Origin of the sequence: Methanocella arvoryzae MRE50 (assembly GCF_000063445.1) — an archaeon.
GTDB classification, from domain to species: Archaea; Halobacteriota; Methanocellia; order Methanocellales; family Methanocellaceae; genus Methanocella_A; species Methanocella_A arvoryzae.
The window spans coordinates 341453-357367 of sequence record NC_009464.1 but is presented as its reverse complement, the minus strand read 5'-3'; the positions used below and the strand labels follow the sequence as shown (position 1 = coordinate 357367).

Below are 15915 nucleotides of genomic sequence, written 5' to 3'. Positions count from 1 at the left end.
TGTATTGATGCCTAATACTGGTCTTACATACGAAGATATGGGGTTTGCCTCATGGAATGTATCCTGGTGGGATGTCGGGCTTCGAGCGTTAATCGCTATCCTGTTCGGGTTTGCACTACTGTTCTGGCCCGGCCTGTCGTTGTTGACCTTCGTTTACCTGCTTGCCGCTTTCCTGTTCTTCGACGGTGTGCTGGTCCTGCTCCAGATGGTGAGCGTAAAGGACGGCCGGTGGTTCTGGCGACTCCTCCACGGCCTGATATCTATAGCAGTGGCAGCCATTATTGTCCTCATACCTGGAAAGACAGTCATGTTTTTAGGGATAATGCTGGGGGCTTACTGGATCATGGCCGGCATCCTGGAAGTACTTCTCGCTGTCGACCTTCGCAAGGCGATCAAGGGCGAACTACTACTCGTCGCTGTCGGAGTACTATCGGTGATCGCGGGAGCGATATTAATTTTTCGTCCGTTTACGGGACTCATAGCCCTGGCACAGGTGATCGGCATCCTGAATATTGCTCTCGGCATTATCCTGGCGTTACTGGCGGTTAAACTGGCGCTGGCAAGCAGTAGAAAACCTGCACCGGCTTAACAGCCAGCCATATCTTTTTTCTCAACAATATCTTCCCGTTGTCGAATTTGCCGGCCAATGGCGAACAACGCGTCACACTTCTACTTTAACATGTTCGACGAAGTCCGGAAAGTCAAGAGCGTACGACCCCGGGGCGCACCGGGTTATCTGAGACAAGGACAGGAAACGCAAGCCCAGCATATTGTATATAGACAGAATAGCTTTAATCTATGACCTTCCATTAGGGCTACGATGGCAGGATCAATCCTTCTATTATCAGACCTACACGCGGACATACTGGCCTTGAACGACATCCTCGAGATCGCCGGCAGCGATGCCTTTTCAGAGCGCTACGGTCCGGTGGAAAAGATCCTCAACATGGGAGACCTCCTGGAGCGGGGGCACCATCCCCGGGAGGTTGTGGAACGGCTGCAGGGACTCGATAACGTCGTGTCGATTATCGGTAACCACGAGGAGGCGTTTCTTCTTGGTCGAAAGATCAGCACGCCCGATGCCCTCAGCCTGGCCGCCCATCAGGATTACAAGGCTTCTGGGGCCTACGAGGCCTTTTTCGATGGCATGCCCCGGACTTACGTAGACCAGCCCAGGCTGCTCTTTGCGGCGCACGGAGGGCCTCTTGACCCGGCTTCGCTGATCCCGGGAGATGCTGATTTTGAGACGACCTGGCACTATGCCCAGTCCTGGCAGCGCATCTCTGAGACCGGCAGCAGTTATATGGCCCACGATGGCTATCACTATCTGCCTGATGAGGCATTCGCAGCTGTCAAAGAAGTGTTTAAGAGAGACGGGTTCGTCATCGTCTGCGGCCACGACCACCGGGAAGTCGTATACCGGCAGCGGAACGGCGTCGTAGAAAACATTCTGGATAAGCTCCCTGATCAGTTTATTGAACTGCAAGGCAGGCGGATCCGGGAAAAGCAGCTCGAGGTCGAGGAAGACGCTAATTACCTCGTCCGTCTCGGCATCGGCGGCCCTGAAGGCTATCTTCCCAGGGGCTGGACGGACCGGTCCTACTTTGGGGTTTTAGTGGAAAAGGCAGGCCGCCGTACTGTTTACATGATGAGTTTCGATCGGCAGCGGCTGGCTCATAGCTAAACTGCTGTCTGATCCTTTTTTATCATGTTTGAGTAGAGTTATTCTTAAATCTTTTATGACAGTCAGGTACCGTTTACTCGAAGTACACAAGGTACACGAAGTATAGTTTTTCTTGAAACTTTTTGGACATTCCTGTGCCTGGATGTTCGCCTTTTGAACGCCTGCATTCGCAGGCGTTCTCGAGGCGATGCGTGAACGATCGCTGCGCTGTGCCGGGACACAGATTGTACAGATTTGACAGATTATACAGATACTACCTGAAATAGGATATCGTCTAACCAATTTTTCCTTATCGTATCTGTCCAATCTGTATCATCTGTCCAATCTGTGTCCAAGCACAGCGCAGCGTTCGTCATCGTTCACACGTGAATAAGCAAGGGCTATACGCCCCACGATCTGATCGGACAGACGTCCAAAAAGTTTCAGAAATGACTATACACGAAGTTTTACGATAAGATCATCTTACAGCATGCCATTTTTACCGTACTTTGAGTACTTCGTGTACTTCGGGTACTTCGTGTAAACGGTACGGGCACTCGTACGAAACGTTTCAGTAAGGACTCATGGATGAAAAGGGTATTTTCAAGTAGGGGTATGAAAAATTGAAAGTTGTCCCCATATGGGTCGAAAATACCGCCAGGCACGCCAAGGAGCCAAGCACGCCAAGATTTTTGGCGATATCTTCTGATCCTGATCACCAAATCCTTGGCGTTTCATGAAAAATCTGGGTCAGGGAGGTATTGAGAGGTCGGGGGAGGGGGAGGTCGGAGAGGTTCACGGAGTTTAGAGAGGAAACGTTCAAGCTGGGAGGTCATGGAGGTCATTGAGTTCAGAGAGGAGGTTATGTGAGTACCCAGAGGTCTGAGAGATTTAACTTAAAAAATCCTCTCTGACCTTTCCACACTCCCGGACCTCCTCTTCGACCTCTCCACCCTCTCGAACCTCCCAGCTTGAAAATCCTCCCCCGCCTCCCGGGAACTCCCGACCTCCAGGAGTTTTTCATCGGCTTAACTAGAAAAACCAGTTTTCATGAGATGAGTACTTGGCCTCTTGGAGTTCCATGAAAAATATCTCTTGGCGAGCTTGGCACCTTGGCGGGCCTGGCGGTATTTTCGACTCACACAGGGCCAACTATTAATTTTTCATAGCCTCTACCTGAATATCTCATTTTTCATAAGACTATAGTTCACGGATCGGGAACAAATGAAACGATCGTGACCTACGAATTCGCCAATAAATATCGGTAGCGATACATGTGTAGATGAGGGCTGAAAAAACCTACTTTTCTGCCGCTGGTAATAATACTACGAATCGGGCGCCCTTCATGTAGTCGCCCGGTACCCGGTCTTCCGCCCAGACTTTGCCATGGTAATAGTCTACCAGCGTTCTGACCAGATATAGGCCGAAACCCCTGCGGATTGACTTTCCTTCCAGTTCCTCCGGGGTCATTAAGATCGTCTTCTTGAGCTCGTCGGGGATGCCGGGCCCATTATCAGAAACATCGATTCTTAAATATGTAATCCCTTTATCAAGCACTTGATCAATAGTAAGATCGATGGTCACCGCTATCTGGGAATGCCGGATTGCGTTGTCTACGAGATTGTCGAACACGTCTTCCAGCATATCGCCTGCCATGACAAGGCAGTTTGCTCCAGGGGCATATGTTATGGTAACGGATCTGCCGGGCACTTTTGAATACTTTGACTTTACGTTATCCAGGATTTCACATACGTTCACTACTTTTTGAGGAACGTTTCCAGCTTGAATCTGGGTGAGCTTTTTCACATCTCTGATCGTCCTGGTGCTTCGGTTTATTATCTCAATTGAGCTTGTGATCAAGCCTTTGTCGATCTCTCCGGTTTCGCTCAGCATATCCAGTAACTCCAGGTTCCCCATAAGCGCCTGGTTCATATTGGTGATGTCATGGCTCATCAGGTCCAGGTACAGCTCAGCCTGCATCTTTGCCTCTTTCAGCGCCTGTTCCGCACGCTTACGGGCCGTGATATTAAAGCCCATAGACAGAATTGTGGGCTCGCCTTTGTAGTCGATCACTGTCGACGATATCTCCTCCCAGTATGTCTCACCGCTCTTCGTGATCATCCTGGCCTCGTACTGTGAAGGCACAGGCTCGCCCTGAAGCCGCCTGCGCACCCGGTCCCTCACAATCTCCCGCATGTCCGGGTGGATCGTATCCTCGACTTTCATGGCCATCAGCTCTTCTTTAGTATATCCCAGAGCCCTGACCCTTTCCGGATTTACGTAGATGAACCTGTTACCCTTGATCAGGACGATTTCGGCCTTTGCAGACTCAGCGAACGCCCGGAACATCTCCTCGCTCTCGCGGAGCGCCTTCTCCGCCTTAACCTTGTCAGTGACGTCGATACCAATTCCAATGAGGTACCGTTTCCCGTGGATCTGCGTTGAATAGCCGCTGAGCAGATACGGGATCTGCTTCTTCGTCCGGGTGAGTAGATTCGCTATTCTGGTCACATAGCCCTTTTTGCTGATCTCCTGAAACGCGTCGATTATTTGATCCCTGTCTTGCTCTGCCACCACATCTAATACATCCAGGCTTAACAGCTCATCGGGCGTGTACTCCAGCACCGTCAGCATGTTCTTGTTCATCCGGACGAATCTGTTCCGGTCATCGAACATGTAGAAGATGCCTGGTATGGTGTCTATGATCGCGTCAGAAAAGCTCTTCTCCGCTCTGATCTCCTCTTCTGCCTTTTTGTGACCTGTAATGTCCTGAGTTATTCCATACACCTGCTTTATCTTTCCCGACTCGTCCCTGTCTACTTTATCGGCGATAGTGTTCAGGTACCTCAGGGATCCGTCTGGCTTCACGATGCGATATTCAATGCTCTCTCGCCTTCCGTCCCGTGTTACGTCCGCAAGGAAATTATCCATAATTGAGAGATCGTCGGGGTGGACCCGGGACCGCACCATTTCAATGTTACGAGGACCCCCGCCAGGCTCAAACCCGAATATCCGGTCGTTCTCCAGCGAGCCTGTGAGCTCGCCGGTATCCACGTCCAACGCCCAGTTTCCCAGGTGGGCGATCTCCTGAGCCTTCTTTAAATCGAATTCGCTCTCTCGTAACGCTTCCTCGGTCAGTTTGCGATCGGTAATGTCGTAGAATATGCCGATCACCGTCGGCTTGCCATCATACCTGATCACCTCCGCCGAATATTCCCCCCATCGCGTCTTTTTGTCCTTCGTTATGACCTTGATCTCATAGCGAGACGGTACCTGTATGCCTTGCAGCCGCTCACGTACCCGGATCCGCGCAAGCTCCCGGAAGTCAGGATGGACGACCTCCCAGAAGTTCATGGCCAGCAGCTCTTCCCCTGTGTAGCCTAAAATCTTTTGCATATACGGATTAGTATAAATATACTTGTCCTCTCTGAAGAGCATGATGCCCACAGAAGCAGTCTCGGCGAGAGTCCTGAATTTTTCCTCGCTCTCCCGCATCACTTCCTCAGCCTGCTTACGCCTGGTCATATCTGTAATTAAAAAATAATAGAACAGGGGTTGCCCCTTAGAATCCGGGGCAAAATTCACTAATATCTCAACAGGTACTATCGTATCATCCTTTCTTCGGCAGCTTTTTTCATATCTCTGAGGCTGGTGAGTCTTCTCGAGAACTCTAAGTACCCTGTACTCTTTCTCCAGGGACTCTGGCAGCGTCAGATCTGTAACCCAGTTTATCTTAACTAGCTCTTTTCGGGTATAGCCGGTGAGGCGACAGAAGGCCTCATTAAAAACAAGGATAGAACCATCGCGGTCGCAAGCACAGAATGGCTGTGAGGTGGACTCCATAGCATCGCTTAAAAACTGTATCTTCTCCAGCCATGCTTCACTCTCCCTCTCGCTATCGATAATTTGTGTGTCTCTGTCCTGGACCATAAAATAACATTTTAATATTACAGTTATTACTTATATAGAATATTATTATGAAATAAAACACGAGCGGACTGCATCTATGCTAAACCCAAATGGCTGATGTCCGGGTTGCCGAAGCGGTCGTAATGGCAGCGGTTTTTTTAATAAGAAAGGCTATAATCGCATACTGCAAATAAAACCTCTACTGGTAAAAATGGAAAGCGTACAAGGTTACGAGCATAACTATTCAGAGCCCCGATTCTGGCATAAAATAAATCGATATGGCAAGGTTGCAGGTGCAAGCGTTGTATATCACGCTCTATTGCTATGGTATATCGCTATAAAAGATAGCACACCAGTGCCAGTCAAACTGTTAATCCTCGGCGGACTGGGGTATTTTATTGCGCCAGTAGAAGCCATTCCTGATTTCCTTGTAGGGCTGGGATACGGCGATGATGCAGCATTACTAATGGGTATTTTTTCATCGGTGATGATGCATATAGATGATGACTCTAAATCGAAGGCAAAAGCCAGAGTAAAAGAAATATTCGGAGATAGGGCAGACATCGTGTCTCCCTTCTTATAATTTTGCACAAATTGCTATCCATTTACGTATAATGAAAAGGGATTATATAACAAAAAAACTGGCAAATAGAACTCACACTGCGTTTGTCCAGCGGCAGGCTGGCGGCCCGGGACTGCTGTACTTATATCATGCACCTACCCTCGAACGCCTTCTAATGGCGGGGCACGTACGGTGCCTCCAATGCCATAGATAAAAATAACGTTCGAGCCATGAGATGATATGCAAATGACATCGTTGTCGTGGGGGACTCTTGCGTCGTCGTCCATAGCAAAGGGTATATCCCAGATATTATACAATTAAGTAAAAGGTGTTTTTGCATTGGACATCCCACGTATCTTCAATATTACCGAAAGTGCTCACCACATCCATAATCCGTTCACCCCAGAAAAGCTCGCCACTCTCGGCGCTGTGTTGCGCCTGGAGCCGGGGACTCGTGTGCTCGACCTCGGCAGTGGCTCGGGCGAGATGTTGTGCACATGGGCACGGGATTACGGGATCGCCGGCGTCGGCGTAGACCTGAGCCAGTTGTTCACCGCTCAAGCGAAACTCCGTGCCGAAGAGCTTGGAGTCGCCGATCGGGTCGAGTTCATCCACGGCGACGCTGCTGGCTATGTCGCGGACGAAAAGGTCGGTGTGGCAGCCTGTCTCGGTGCCACCTGGATCGGCGGGGGAGTCGCCGGCACCATCGAGCTTCTGGCGAAGAGTCTTCTCCCCGAAGGAATCATCCTCATCGGCGAGCCCTACTGGCGGCAGTTACCGCCGACGGAAGACGTTGCCAGAGCATGCAATGCTGAATCTATCTCCGACTTTCTCCTGCTACCAGACCTTATAGAGTCTTTCGGCGACCTCGGCTACGACGTTGTGGAAATGGTTCTGGCTGACCAGGAAGGCTGGGACAGGTACGAGGCGGCCAAGTGGCTCACCATGCGCAGATGGCTCAAAGCCAATCCCGACGACGACTTCGCAGAAGAGGTTCGAGCCAGACTGACATCGGAACCAAAACGCTACGCCGCTTACACGCGTGAATACTTCGGATGGGGCGTGTTCGCGCTGATGGCACGGTGACGCGGACATCGTGTCACCCCTAATAATTTTGTTAAAATTGAAAGTCATTTTAATGACTTATTGTTCAGTAGCAGGTAAAAGCGTGATCGCCAGGCTCCGCATACTCGACTCGTTTGAGATCTATCGCTTTCATACCACGGCAGGCTCTTTCTTTTATATCCGTGATGCCGTGAATAATATTCTGATCTGATTTAAACACGTATAAGAACAATATTTCTATGTTTCTCGAATCGTTCCGGGCGAAAATCACTCTGGTGCTTTTATCTGCCAGTATTATTATCGTGCTGGTGCTCGGCGGTTTGTGGATCTATACAACCTATCAGACAACCAAAAACAGCATTGGCATGTCCAACCTCCAGGATGCAAGGCTGTTTTCCGGCTATTTTGGCAGCTTCATCCGGGATATTGCAAACAGTAACAATGTTTCGGCCAGCAGCCCTTATACCGTTCAAGCCGTAAAAAACCACGATACCGGAGAGTTAAAAAAGATAGGGGACAACCTGGTATTTTTACCCGACGTAGACCTCATTATCATTCTGGATGCCGACGGGAATGTGCTGTACCACTCGGAAGGGGCTAATACTACTAATTTTGTGGAGTACGGCTGGTATGATCTCGCTTTGAAAAGTAACGGCACCTATGTAACGAATCTTTATTACAGCGATACATTGCAAAACTACGGCTTTAGTGTTTCTTCCCCTGTCGTTGATAACGGCTCTATTATAGGCATGATTGTCTCGACCATCAGCTCTGACACTATCAGCGATATGATTTCCAGCCAGAAAATCGACCCGACGAGGGATTTTTATATTCTGGATGGCCAGGGCGTCGTCGTAGCTACCGAGATGAAAACGATGGTTCCCACAAATACTAACCTTTCCCACGTTCTGTCGGCGCAGAGGATAAGGGCCGGATCTGAGGGCATCGTCGAGACCAGTAATACGTACGATAAACAGCTCCGTATAGTGGGCTTTTCCCCGATGCCGGTGTCAGGCTGGGGATCCGCGGTGAGTACGCCGATGGGCATCGTCTACTCGGAAATCTTCTACAGGATCGTAGACATCTTAATCGTGCTGGTCCTGTTACTGAGCGTAGTTTTCATAGGCAGTTTCTTCCTCTCCGTGTACCTGACCCGGCCGCTAACCGAGCTTTCGAAGACTATGGAGCAGGTCTCGGCAGGCAACTACAGCGTGCGCGGTAAGGTTGAGACGAACGACGAAATCGGCAATCTGTCGAAGGCTTTCAACTCGATGATGGACCGGCTGGAGCGGAGTACTGCAGTGCAAAAACAAGCCACGGAAGAGCTGAACAACCAGAAACAGCGGGCCGAGCTCTTCCTCGACCTGATGAGCCACGACATCAACAACATGCTGCAGATTGGGATAGGCTTCCTGGACATGGCGCTTGTTTCAATAAAGAAGGATGCGGAAGAGCGGGAATATGTAAAAAAAGCTCTTGATTCGCTGCATAACAGCACGAAGCTGATCGACAATGTGGGGAAGCTGCAAAAAGTAGAAGCCCGCGAACTACGCCACTATCCGATCGATGTCGGTCAGGTGCTTTCCGAGGTCCGGTCAGACTTTCTGCAAGTGCTGGACCGGGAGGTAACGGTTAATCTGACCCCTGTATGTGGGTGCACAGTTAATGCTAACGAACTGCTGAAGGATGTTTTCGTCAACCTTGTCGGCAACGCGATCAAACACTCGACCGGGCCGATCACGATTGATCTTAGTGTGAAAGATGTCTACGAGGGCGGCCAGAAGTATTGTAAAATTTCAGTCGAGGATAACGGTCCCGGCATCCCACCTGAGGTAAAGGGCCGGCTGTTCGCCCGGTTTCAGCGGGGAGCCACCAAAGCCCACGGCAGGGGGCTGGGTTTATACCTTGTGAAAACGCTCGTCGAAGATTATCGGGGGAAAATCTGGGTCGAAGACCGGGTACCCGGTAATTATAAGGCGGGTAGCAGGTTCGTGATCCTGCTGCCTTCTGGTGATGCCGGCAATTCCTGAAACAAACCGTTTCTGGGCTGAGTTTTACACTTATTTTTCCTTAAGCGTCGAAACCGGACTCACCCTGATAGCACGGCATATATAGGCACTCTGTCAGAGTAGAAATAATTATTTATCGGCTGCAGGTAAGATCACGATAAACCTGGCACCCTTAGTGTAATCGCCCGGTACACGATCTTCCACGATTATGCCGCCGTGGTAACATTCTACCAGTACTTTAACCAGGTATAACCCTATACCTTTACCTCTCATAATCCCGCCCTCATAGTATATGCGGTTAAAGATCCTTGTTTTCAGGTCGGGCTCTATGCCAGGCCCGTTATCCTCAATGGAAACCCTGTAATATTTCTCATTATTGATGACTGCGCTGTTTAAATTGATGGTTATCACCACCGCGCCCTCGGAATGTTTTATCGAATTGCCGACTAAGTTCGAGAACACATCGTAGATCATACTGTCTGCATTGACGTAACATCCGCTGCGCGGTTCAAAATTGATAGTAACGTCTCGGCCCGGAGTGGCCAGATACTTATTCCTGACTTCATCGAGAACTGGCCCTAAGTCGATTTTCTCTATCTTTAGCTTATGATCTTTAGCCTTCTTCAGCTTCTTAACGTTATCAATCAGTTCTGAGCTGTTCTCGAACGCTGCCAGTGCATTAGCCACTCGTTCTTGTTCATACTCATTCAGTTTAGCCTCATTTTTAAGTAATTCCAGGTTTCCCATGCCTGCCTGGTTTATATTATTGATGTCATGGCTCATCAGATCGACGTATAATTCGGCCTCTACTTTGGAATTGTGTAGCGCTATCATAGTCTCTCTATACTGGGTAATATCCTGGCCTATGGTCAGGATGGCGGGGTTGCCCTTATAAGTGACTCTTGTGGAAGTGATCTCCATCCATTTTTCAGCCCCTGTCGTCTGCAGCCTCACCTCATAGCTATATGGCGAGTCCTCGCCACGTAACATAGCCAGTCCGCGTTCCCTGACCATGTCCCTGAACTCCGGGGCGAACAGTTCCCAGAATTTCACCTTTTTTATTTCGTCTGCCGATAAGCCTGTGATCCTTTCAGCTGCCGGATTAGCATAAATGAAGCTTATACCACGGTGAAAAAATATGGCCAGCGGTGCTGTTTCAACAAGAATCCTGAATTTCTCCTCGCTTTCAACTGTCACTTGCTCTGCGCGCTTTCGGGCTTCGATCTCATCAAGTAGAAACTTGTTGACCCTCTCAAGCTCGGCTGTCCTTTCTTTGACTCTTGCCTCTAATTCGTCCCTCGATTTTTTTAGTTCTGATTCAGTATGTTTTAGGGCAGTGATATCATTTCCCACGCTGAGTACCCCGACGATATTACCCTGTTCGTCCATTATTGCCTTATTAGTCCAGGATATCCATACTCGCTCGCCGTTACTGCGCATGTTTTCATTCTCATTAGTTACGTACTTTTGAGGGTGATCGTATATATCCCGGATCATTTGAGTGAGATTGCGCCCGGTTGACTCCTTAATCGGCACGATTGTTCCCATAACGTTCTTACCCAGAATCTCATTTAGCTCGAACCTGAAAAATTTCTGGGCAAACTCATTGAAAAAGGTGATATTCCCGTTTAAGTCCATTTTTAAGATGATGCTATTAGCGTTCTCCACCAGCTCCCTGTATTTCCTTTCACTCGCCCTGAGCGCATTTTCCAGTCTCTTGTGTTCTGTCATATCTGTGATGAAGGAGTAAAGGTACTGGGTAGTTCCGGCTTCATCGCAGAATTTGTGAACATAAACGTCCACGGGGACCGGCGATCCATCCTTACGTACCAGCTCTAACTCGTATGTATAAGGCGCTACATTACAAAAAACACCTTTAATCAGATCTATCGCCTGGGCTCTGTACTCGGATTTCGTAAAATCTTCCGGCCACTTCATTCTGCTTACTTCATCCTTTGAGTAACCTGTGAGTTTGCAGAATGCAAGGTTGCATGTAAAAGTGCTTCCATCCGCATAGGCGGCAATAAAGGATACAGTATCGTTTTCTACGGCAGCTGCAGTAAATTCGCCCAGCTCCGATAGATCTAGAAAACGACGGGCCATATAGTTTAATATCGCCGACATTCATTATATATCTAATTATTATTTATCACCCGCGCTAATTGCATACATAGCCGTATAGGCCTGTATTGTGTACAGTTTAGAAGGAATTGAAAATAAGCTATTTTTTAGTGGCTGGCAGAAATGCTCTGGTGATGGATACACTATGCGGGGGTATCCTGAGAGGGCCGGCAAATGTATTTATTTTCAGATCAACTGGCCGATATTTTCATCTGCCTTTATTTATATCAATGAATATATTAAACTTGATTACGTATGAATGGGCTAAGGGATCCGGGCAACCTTACGGAGGATGACTTTGGGCAGAACTCTCGCCCGTTTTCCAGGGAACTGTTACAGATGGTAATGGATAACATTCCCCAGCGGATTTTCTGGAAGGACCGTAACTCGGTTTACCTGGGGTGTAATAAACATTTTGCGATAGCCGCGGGAGTAGGGACTCCTGACCAGATCGTGGGCAAAACTGATTATGATCTGGCATGGACCCGGGAGGAAGCGGATGCGTTCCGCAGAGACGATCGGGAAGTGATGGATAACAATCAGCCTAAGTACCATATTATCGAGCCTCAGCTACAGGCGGATGGCACCCGGTCCTGGCTTGACACTAATAAGATTCCCCTGCACGATCGGCAGGGCAATGTGATCGGTATTCTGGGCACCTATGAGGATATCACCGATCGCCTGAATCTCGAGGAAAAGCTCCGGCTGATCCGGGAGCGGCTGGAAAAAGCCCAGCAGGTCGCTCATGTCGGGAACTGGGAAGTAGATCTTGTCACCGAAGAGATGTACTGGTCGGACGAGACCTTCAGGATCTTCGGCTTTGATCCTGAGACAGCTAAGCCGGACTATGATCTTTTTATAAGCGCAGTGCACCCCGAGAGCAGGGAGCGGGTAGTCAGTTTTATCAATTCGATGATGGTTGAACATAAGCCTTCCAGCATCGACTTCATGATTGTCAGGCCTGACGGCTCCGTCCGCTATATTAGTAGCCACTGTGAGATCGTCTGCGATGAGGCCGGCAAGCCAGTAAAACTGTTCGGCATTAACCAGGACATCACCGATCGGAAAAAGGTTGAAATTGTCCTTAAAAAGCGAGAAGCGGACCTGCTTTTTTCGCAGAAGATCGCCCACATCGGGACATGGCGATGGGATAGCGCTACAGGCGAACATGAGTGGTCGGATGAGTTTTACCGCATCCTGGGGATGGAGCCCGGTATAGTAAAGCCCAACTATAACTTGTACTTGTCCATGATACATCCCGGCGACAGGGAAAGGGTGAACGATGACATGTGGCGGGCGCTGGAAGAAAACCGGCCCAGCAGCCTTGACTACCGTATTATCAGGCCCGATGGCACTCTCCGGTACGTGCATGTCGAGTCGGTCAGGATAATACTGGATGAGGGCGGGCGTCCTATCGGTAATTTTGGCACTATTCAGGATATTACGGATCGGAAGCAGGTCGAAATATCTCTGGAGGACGCAAAAGTCCAGGCAGAGATGTACCTCGATCTGATGGGCCATGACATCAACAACATGAACCAGGTAGCCATGGGCTTTCTGGAGATCGCTCTCGAGGTCATCGGATCGGACCACCCGGCTGCTGAGTATATCCTGAAACCCCTTGAGTCTTTGAAAAACAGCTCCCGCCTGATCCAGCGGGTGAAAAAGCTGCAGCAGACACGGGAAGAAGGCCTGCCTCTGCGGGAGATGAATGTCCAGAAGACACTTATAGATGTGTTGCAGCTGTTTTCCGACATTCCCGGCAGGCAGGTCACGATTTTGACCGATATCGGCTGCGACTGTACGGTTACAGCTAACGATCTGCTGCGCGACGTTTTCGAAAACCTGATAGGCAATTCGATCAAGCATTCTGTCGGCCCGGTGACCATAAATGTCCGGGCAGAGCAGGTCAAGTTGGACCATGTTACCTACTGCCGGATTTCAGTCGAGGACAATGGCCCTGGCATACCGGATAAGCTGAAAAAAAGCATCTTCGAGCGGTTCGGTAAAGGCGCTAAGAAAGCCAGCGGCCGAGGCATAGGCCTGTACCTGGTAAATTCCCTCGTCGAGCTCTATAATGGGGAGGTGTGGGTTGAAGACCGGGTGCCGGGCGATTATACTCAGGGGGCTAAGTTTGTGATCCTGCTGCCGACGAGGGCCTGAATCATATACCTTCAGCCCGTTCATTTGTAAAAGACGATCAGGATTGTCAGGCCGATCGCGAGTGCGCCCAGCACGATTGACTGGATAATATTACTGATTTCGTCTTCTACGCTTTTTGTCTTAGTCTTTGGAGTGGCGGTTGTTTCTTCCGCTGGCGAGGAGTCGACAAGGGTCTCGACCGGGGGTTTTTGAGGTTCCTCTGGTTGCGGAGCTTTTAATAGGTCCAGCGTAGAGTCAGGGGTCTTCTGGGTACGCTTGAGTATCAAAACAATGCCTGCAGGTGTAATCCGGATCTTCTTAGTTGGCACCTCTCTTACTCTTTCCAGGTCCGTACCAGGGAATATCTTTACCTCTTTCAACTCGTCTTCGATCAGGTTCTGATCTCTCAACTCAGCGCAAATCTCATCGACCTCTATAACGTTGCAGCCGACAGATCTGCCAATGATGTACCTGTCTACGGCGGAGCCGGGCGCAAGCCTGTTCTCTTTATGTGAACGGGCATACAGTTCGCTCAGAAACCGGGCCTGTTTTTCTGCCTGTTTTGGCTTTTCGACTACATAAACAGCGCAAATTCTCCCGTATGGCGTCAGCTGAACAGTTCCGGCTTTCCCGTTGCTCGTGATCACGTTGTTTTTTATTAGTTCACTGACGGCATAGTCTATCCTGGCAGTATCGAGGCCTGACGCCTTTTCGATTGCGCTATAGCTCACCCCTCCTCTCAAGGCGTGGCTGTTTGCCCTGTGCAATAGCGCTAATATCGCTTCTTCGTCTTCTTCCAGTTTGATCCGGCCGTCAACTTCTCGTTTCATACTACCCCCAAAGAGATTAATTACTATATTATTAATTATTATGTAATATATAATTATGCTATAGTACCTTATACTATTGTATTTTTGCGATAATTGTTATGCATTCTTTGCATGTCAAGGTGGCCTGTGCAATTTTACACCTTACTCTGGGGAGCAAAACTACGGTAAGCCTTATATATCCAACAAGTATTATATGTAGGTAATTATATTTAACGAGGCATTTCCTTGCGTGAAGTGAAAAAAGTATACTGGTTATCCGCACTCCTCATTGCTTGTATCGTACTGTCGGGCGTCGGCCTTTCCGGCTGCCTGGGAGGCATTCTTTCAGGCGCTCCCGGAGCAAACGCGACCGCCTCTCCAAGTGTAACACCTACAATCAAGACTTCTGTGAATACCTCCTTTGATCCTGATACCCCTGTATGCCCTCCGGGATACACTGAAGTGACAAGCATCGATGGCACCATTCATTGTAAAGGCCCTGACGGCTACATCTATGATCTGGCGCTGCCCGGTGAAACACCTGTCAGGTCTGCCAACCGGTACCAGTGGCTGGGCGACCATCCGCCCGGCAGCACTGCGACGCCTACGCCTACGCCTACACCTACGCCAGGACCTGTGATCACAGTCCCCGCATCCGGCAGCTGGGTCAACATGCCGGTCAGCAACTATGAAACCGTCGAGCCGCGAGCGAGCGCCGACATACCGGCAGCTATTCTGGCCAAAATGCGCCCGCCCAACCTCGACTGGGTACCTCCTGAGTATACTTCGACTGCATTGCCGGCTCCTGCACTGATCATAGAGCCAGGCCAGAGCCTGTCTTTGATCAACGACGTGGCTATCGGTGATCTGGTCATTGTCCGGGGAGACCATTCTTCAGAAACTCTCACCATCAGGAAGCCGATGATCCTTAAAGGTGAAGACTGCGCGCTGGTCAGGGGCATCGATATCGAAGCCCCGTGCATCGTGACCGGTTTCAGCGTCACCGGCAGAGAATGCGGGATCTTCGCGCAGGGCATATCTGGCACGCCAGAATTCCCCTTCATCATCGAGGGCAACCACTGCTACAGGAACGGTTATGGCCTGAGGCTCTACTACTGCGATAACGCGCTCATTAAAAACAATTATTTCGAGAGCAACAGCGAAGTAGAGCTGCACGTGGAGCACCTGAACAACTGCACCTTTACCGGGAACGACCTCGGCGAGGCGATGTACCATCCTGGCGAAGGTAAGGTCGACGTGGACGGCGCCGCTTTGAGGTACCTTAACAACTGTGTCTTCGAGAAGAACTACATAGGCGAGCACTACTATGGCACAAGATGGTACTCCTGCAAAGACTGCATCATCAGGGACAACGTCTATCGCAACAGCGGCTCCAACATCCGGCTGGGCAAAGACCAGGACAACGGTAACTTCGGCCGGTGCGAGCGCATGCAGGTGATCGGCAACGACATTCGAGGCGGCACCGACGGCATCTGGGCACAGGCCTGTATCGATAGTGTCTTCAACGATAACATCATAAGGGCTAAATACCCGTTCCCCAGCGGCTACGGCCAGGGCGGATCAGGGTCAGGCAACGACGTAGAGGTCGTGATACCATCGTACGATTAGTCAGCC

Annotated in this window: 10 protein-coding genes; 7 read left to right on the top strand and 3 right to left on the bottom strand. The window is 49.8% G+C overall.

What is annotated here, in order from left to right:
* Positions 1-7 precede the first annotated feature (7 nt).
* Positions 8-589 carry an HdeD family acid-resistance protein gene (locus tag RCI_RS01720; protein WP_012034660.1) on the top strand — a complete coding sequence of 194 codons (582 nt, stop codon included), beginning with the start codon at positions 8-10 and terminating at the stop codon, positions 587-589.
* Between the two features lie 231 nt (positions 590-820).
* A complete protein-coding gene (locus RCI_RS01715) occupies positions 821-1684 on the top strand; it encodes a metallophosphoesterase (RefSeq protein ID WP_012034659.1) in 864 nt (287 codons plus the stop codon).
* Between the two features lie 1278 nt (positions 1685-2962).
* Here RCI_RS01715 and RCI_RS15620 read toward each other — a convergent pair.
* A complete protein-coding gene (locus RCI_RS15620) occupies positions 2963-5593 on the bottom strand; it encodes a PAS domain S-box protein (protein ID WP_012034658.1) in 2631 nt (876 codons plus the stop codon).
* Positions 5594-5783: 190 nt separating this feature from the next.
* Here RCI_RS15620 and RCI_RS01700 point away from each other — a divergent pair, with 190 nt between their 5' ends.
* The 3 genes from RCI_RS01700 (at position 5784) to RCI_RS15615 (ending at position 9229) form a co-directional block, all read left to right on the top strand.
* On the top strand, positions 5784-6155 hold the full coding sequence (locus RCI_RS01700) for a YkvA family protein (protein ID WP_012034657.1): 372 nt from the start codon (positions 5784-5786) through the stop codon (positions 6153-6155).
* 318 nt (positions 6156-6473) lie between these two features.
* Entirely contained in the window at positions 6474-7220 is a 747-nt protein-coding gene (locus RCI_RS01695) for an SAM-dependent methyltransferase (protein WP_012034656.1), read from the top strand.
* A 218-nt stretch (positions 7221-7438) separates the two neighbouring features.
* Entirely contained in the window at positions 7439-9229 is a 1791-nt protein-coding gene (locus RCI_RS15615) for a sensor histidine kinase (protein WP_012034655.1), read from the top strand.
* 108 nt (positions 9230-9337) lie between these two features.
* On the opposite strand, the gene RCI_RS01685 is transcribed toward RCI_RS15615, so the two are convergent.
* The gene (locus RCI_RS01685) at positions 9338-11332 is read right to left on the bottom strand and encodes a PAS domain-containing protein (RefSeq protein ID WP_012034654.1); all 1995 of its coding nucleotides are present in this window, start codon (positions 11330-11332) and stop codon (positions 9338-9340) included.
* A gap of 252 nt (positions 11333-11584) precedes the next feature.
* Here RCI_RS01685 and RCI_RS01680 point away from each other — a divergent pair, with 252 nt between their 5' ends.
* On the top strand, positions 11585-13492 hold the full coding sequence (locus RCI_RS01680; protein ID WP_012034653.1) for a PAS domain-containing protein: 1908 nt from the start codon (positions 11585-11587) through the stop codon (positions 13490-13492).
* Positions 13493-13512: 20 nt separating this feature from the next.
* Here RCI_RS01680 and RCI_RS01675 read toward each other — a convergent pair whose 3' ends face one another.
* Positions 13513-14301, bottom strand: coding sequence for a hypothetical protein (locus RCI_RS01675; protein ID WP_012034652.1), 789 nt, complete (start codon positions 14299-14301; stop codon positions 13513-13515).
* 234 nt (positions 14302-14535) lie between these two features.
* Here RCI_RS01675 and RCI_RS01670 point away from each other — a divergent pair, with 234 nt between their 5' ends.
* A complete protein-coding gene (locus RCI_RS01670; protein WP_148266479.1) occupies positions 14536-15909 on the top strand; it encodes a right-handed parallel beta-helix repeat-containing protein in 1374 nt (457 codons plus the stop codon).
* The last annotated feature ends 6 nt before the right edge of the window (positions 15910-15915 follow it).

Excerpts from the sequence above, each read along its gene's own strand:
- RCI_RS01720 (WP_012034660.1), top strand. The coding sequence starts at position 8 with ATGCCTAATACTGGTCTTACATACGAAGATATGGGGTTTGCCTCATGG.
- RCI_RS01715 (WP_012034659.1), top strand. The coding sequence starts at position 821 with ATGGCAGGATCAATCCTTCTATTATCAGACCTACACGCGGACATACTG.
- RCI_RS15620 (WP_012034658.1), bottom strand. The coding sequence starts at position 5,593 with ATGGTCCAGGACAGAGACACACAAATTATCGATAGCGAGAGGGAGAGT.
- RCI_RS01700 (WP_012034657.1), top strand. The coding sequence starts at position 5,784 with ATGGAAAGCGTACAAGGTTACGAGCATAACTATTCAGAGCCCCGATTC.
- RCI_RS15615 (WP_012034655.1), top strand. The coding sequence starts at position 7,439 with ATGTTTCTCGAATCGTTCCGGGCGAAAATCACTCTGGTGCTTTTATCT.
- RCI_RS01685 (WP_012034654.1), bottom strand. The coding sequence starts at position 11,332 with ATGTCGGCGATATTAAACTATATGGCCCGTCGTTTTCTAGATCTATCG.
- RCI_RS01680 (WP_012034653.1), top strand. The coding sequence starts at position 11,585 with ATGAATGGGCTAAGGGATCCGGGCAACCTTACGGAGGATGACTTTGGG.
- RCI_RS01675 (WP_012034652.1), bottom strand. The coding sequence starts at position 14,301 with ATGAAACGAGAAGTTGACGGCCGGATCAAACTGGAAGAAGACGAAGAA.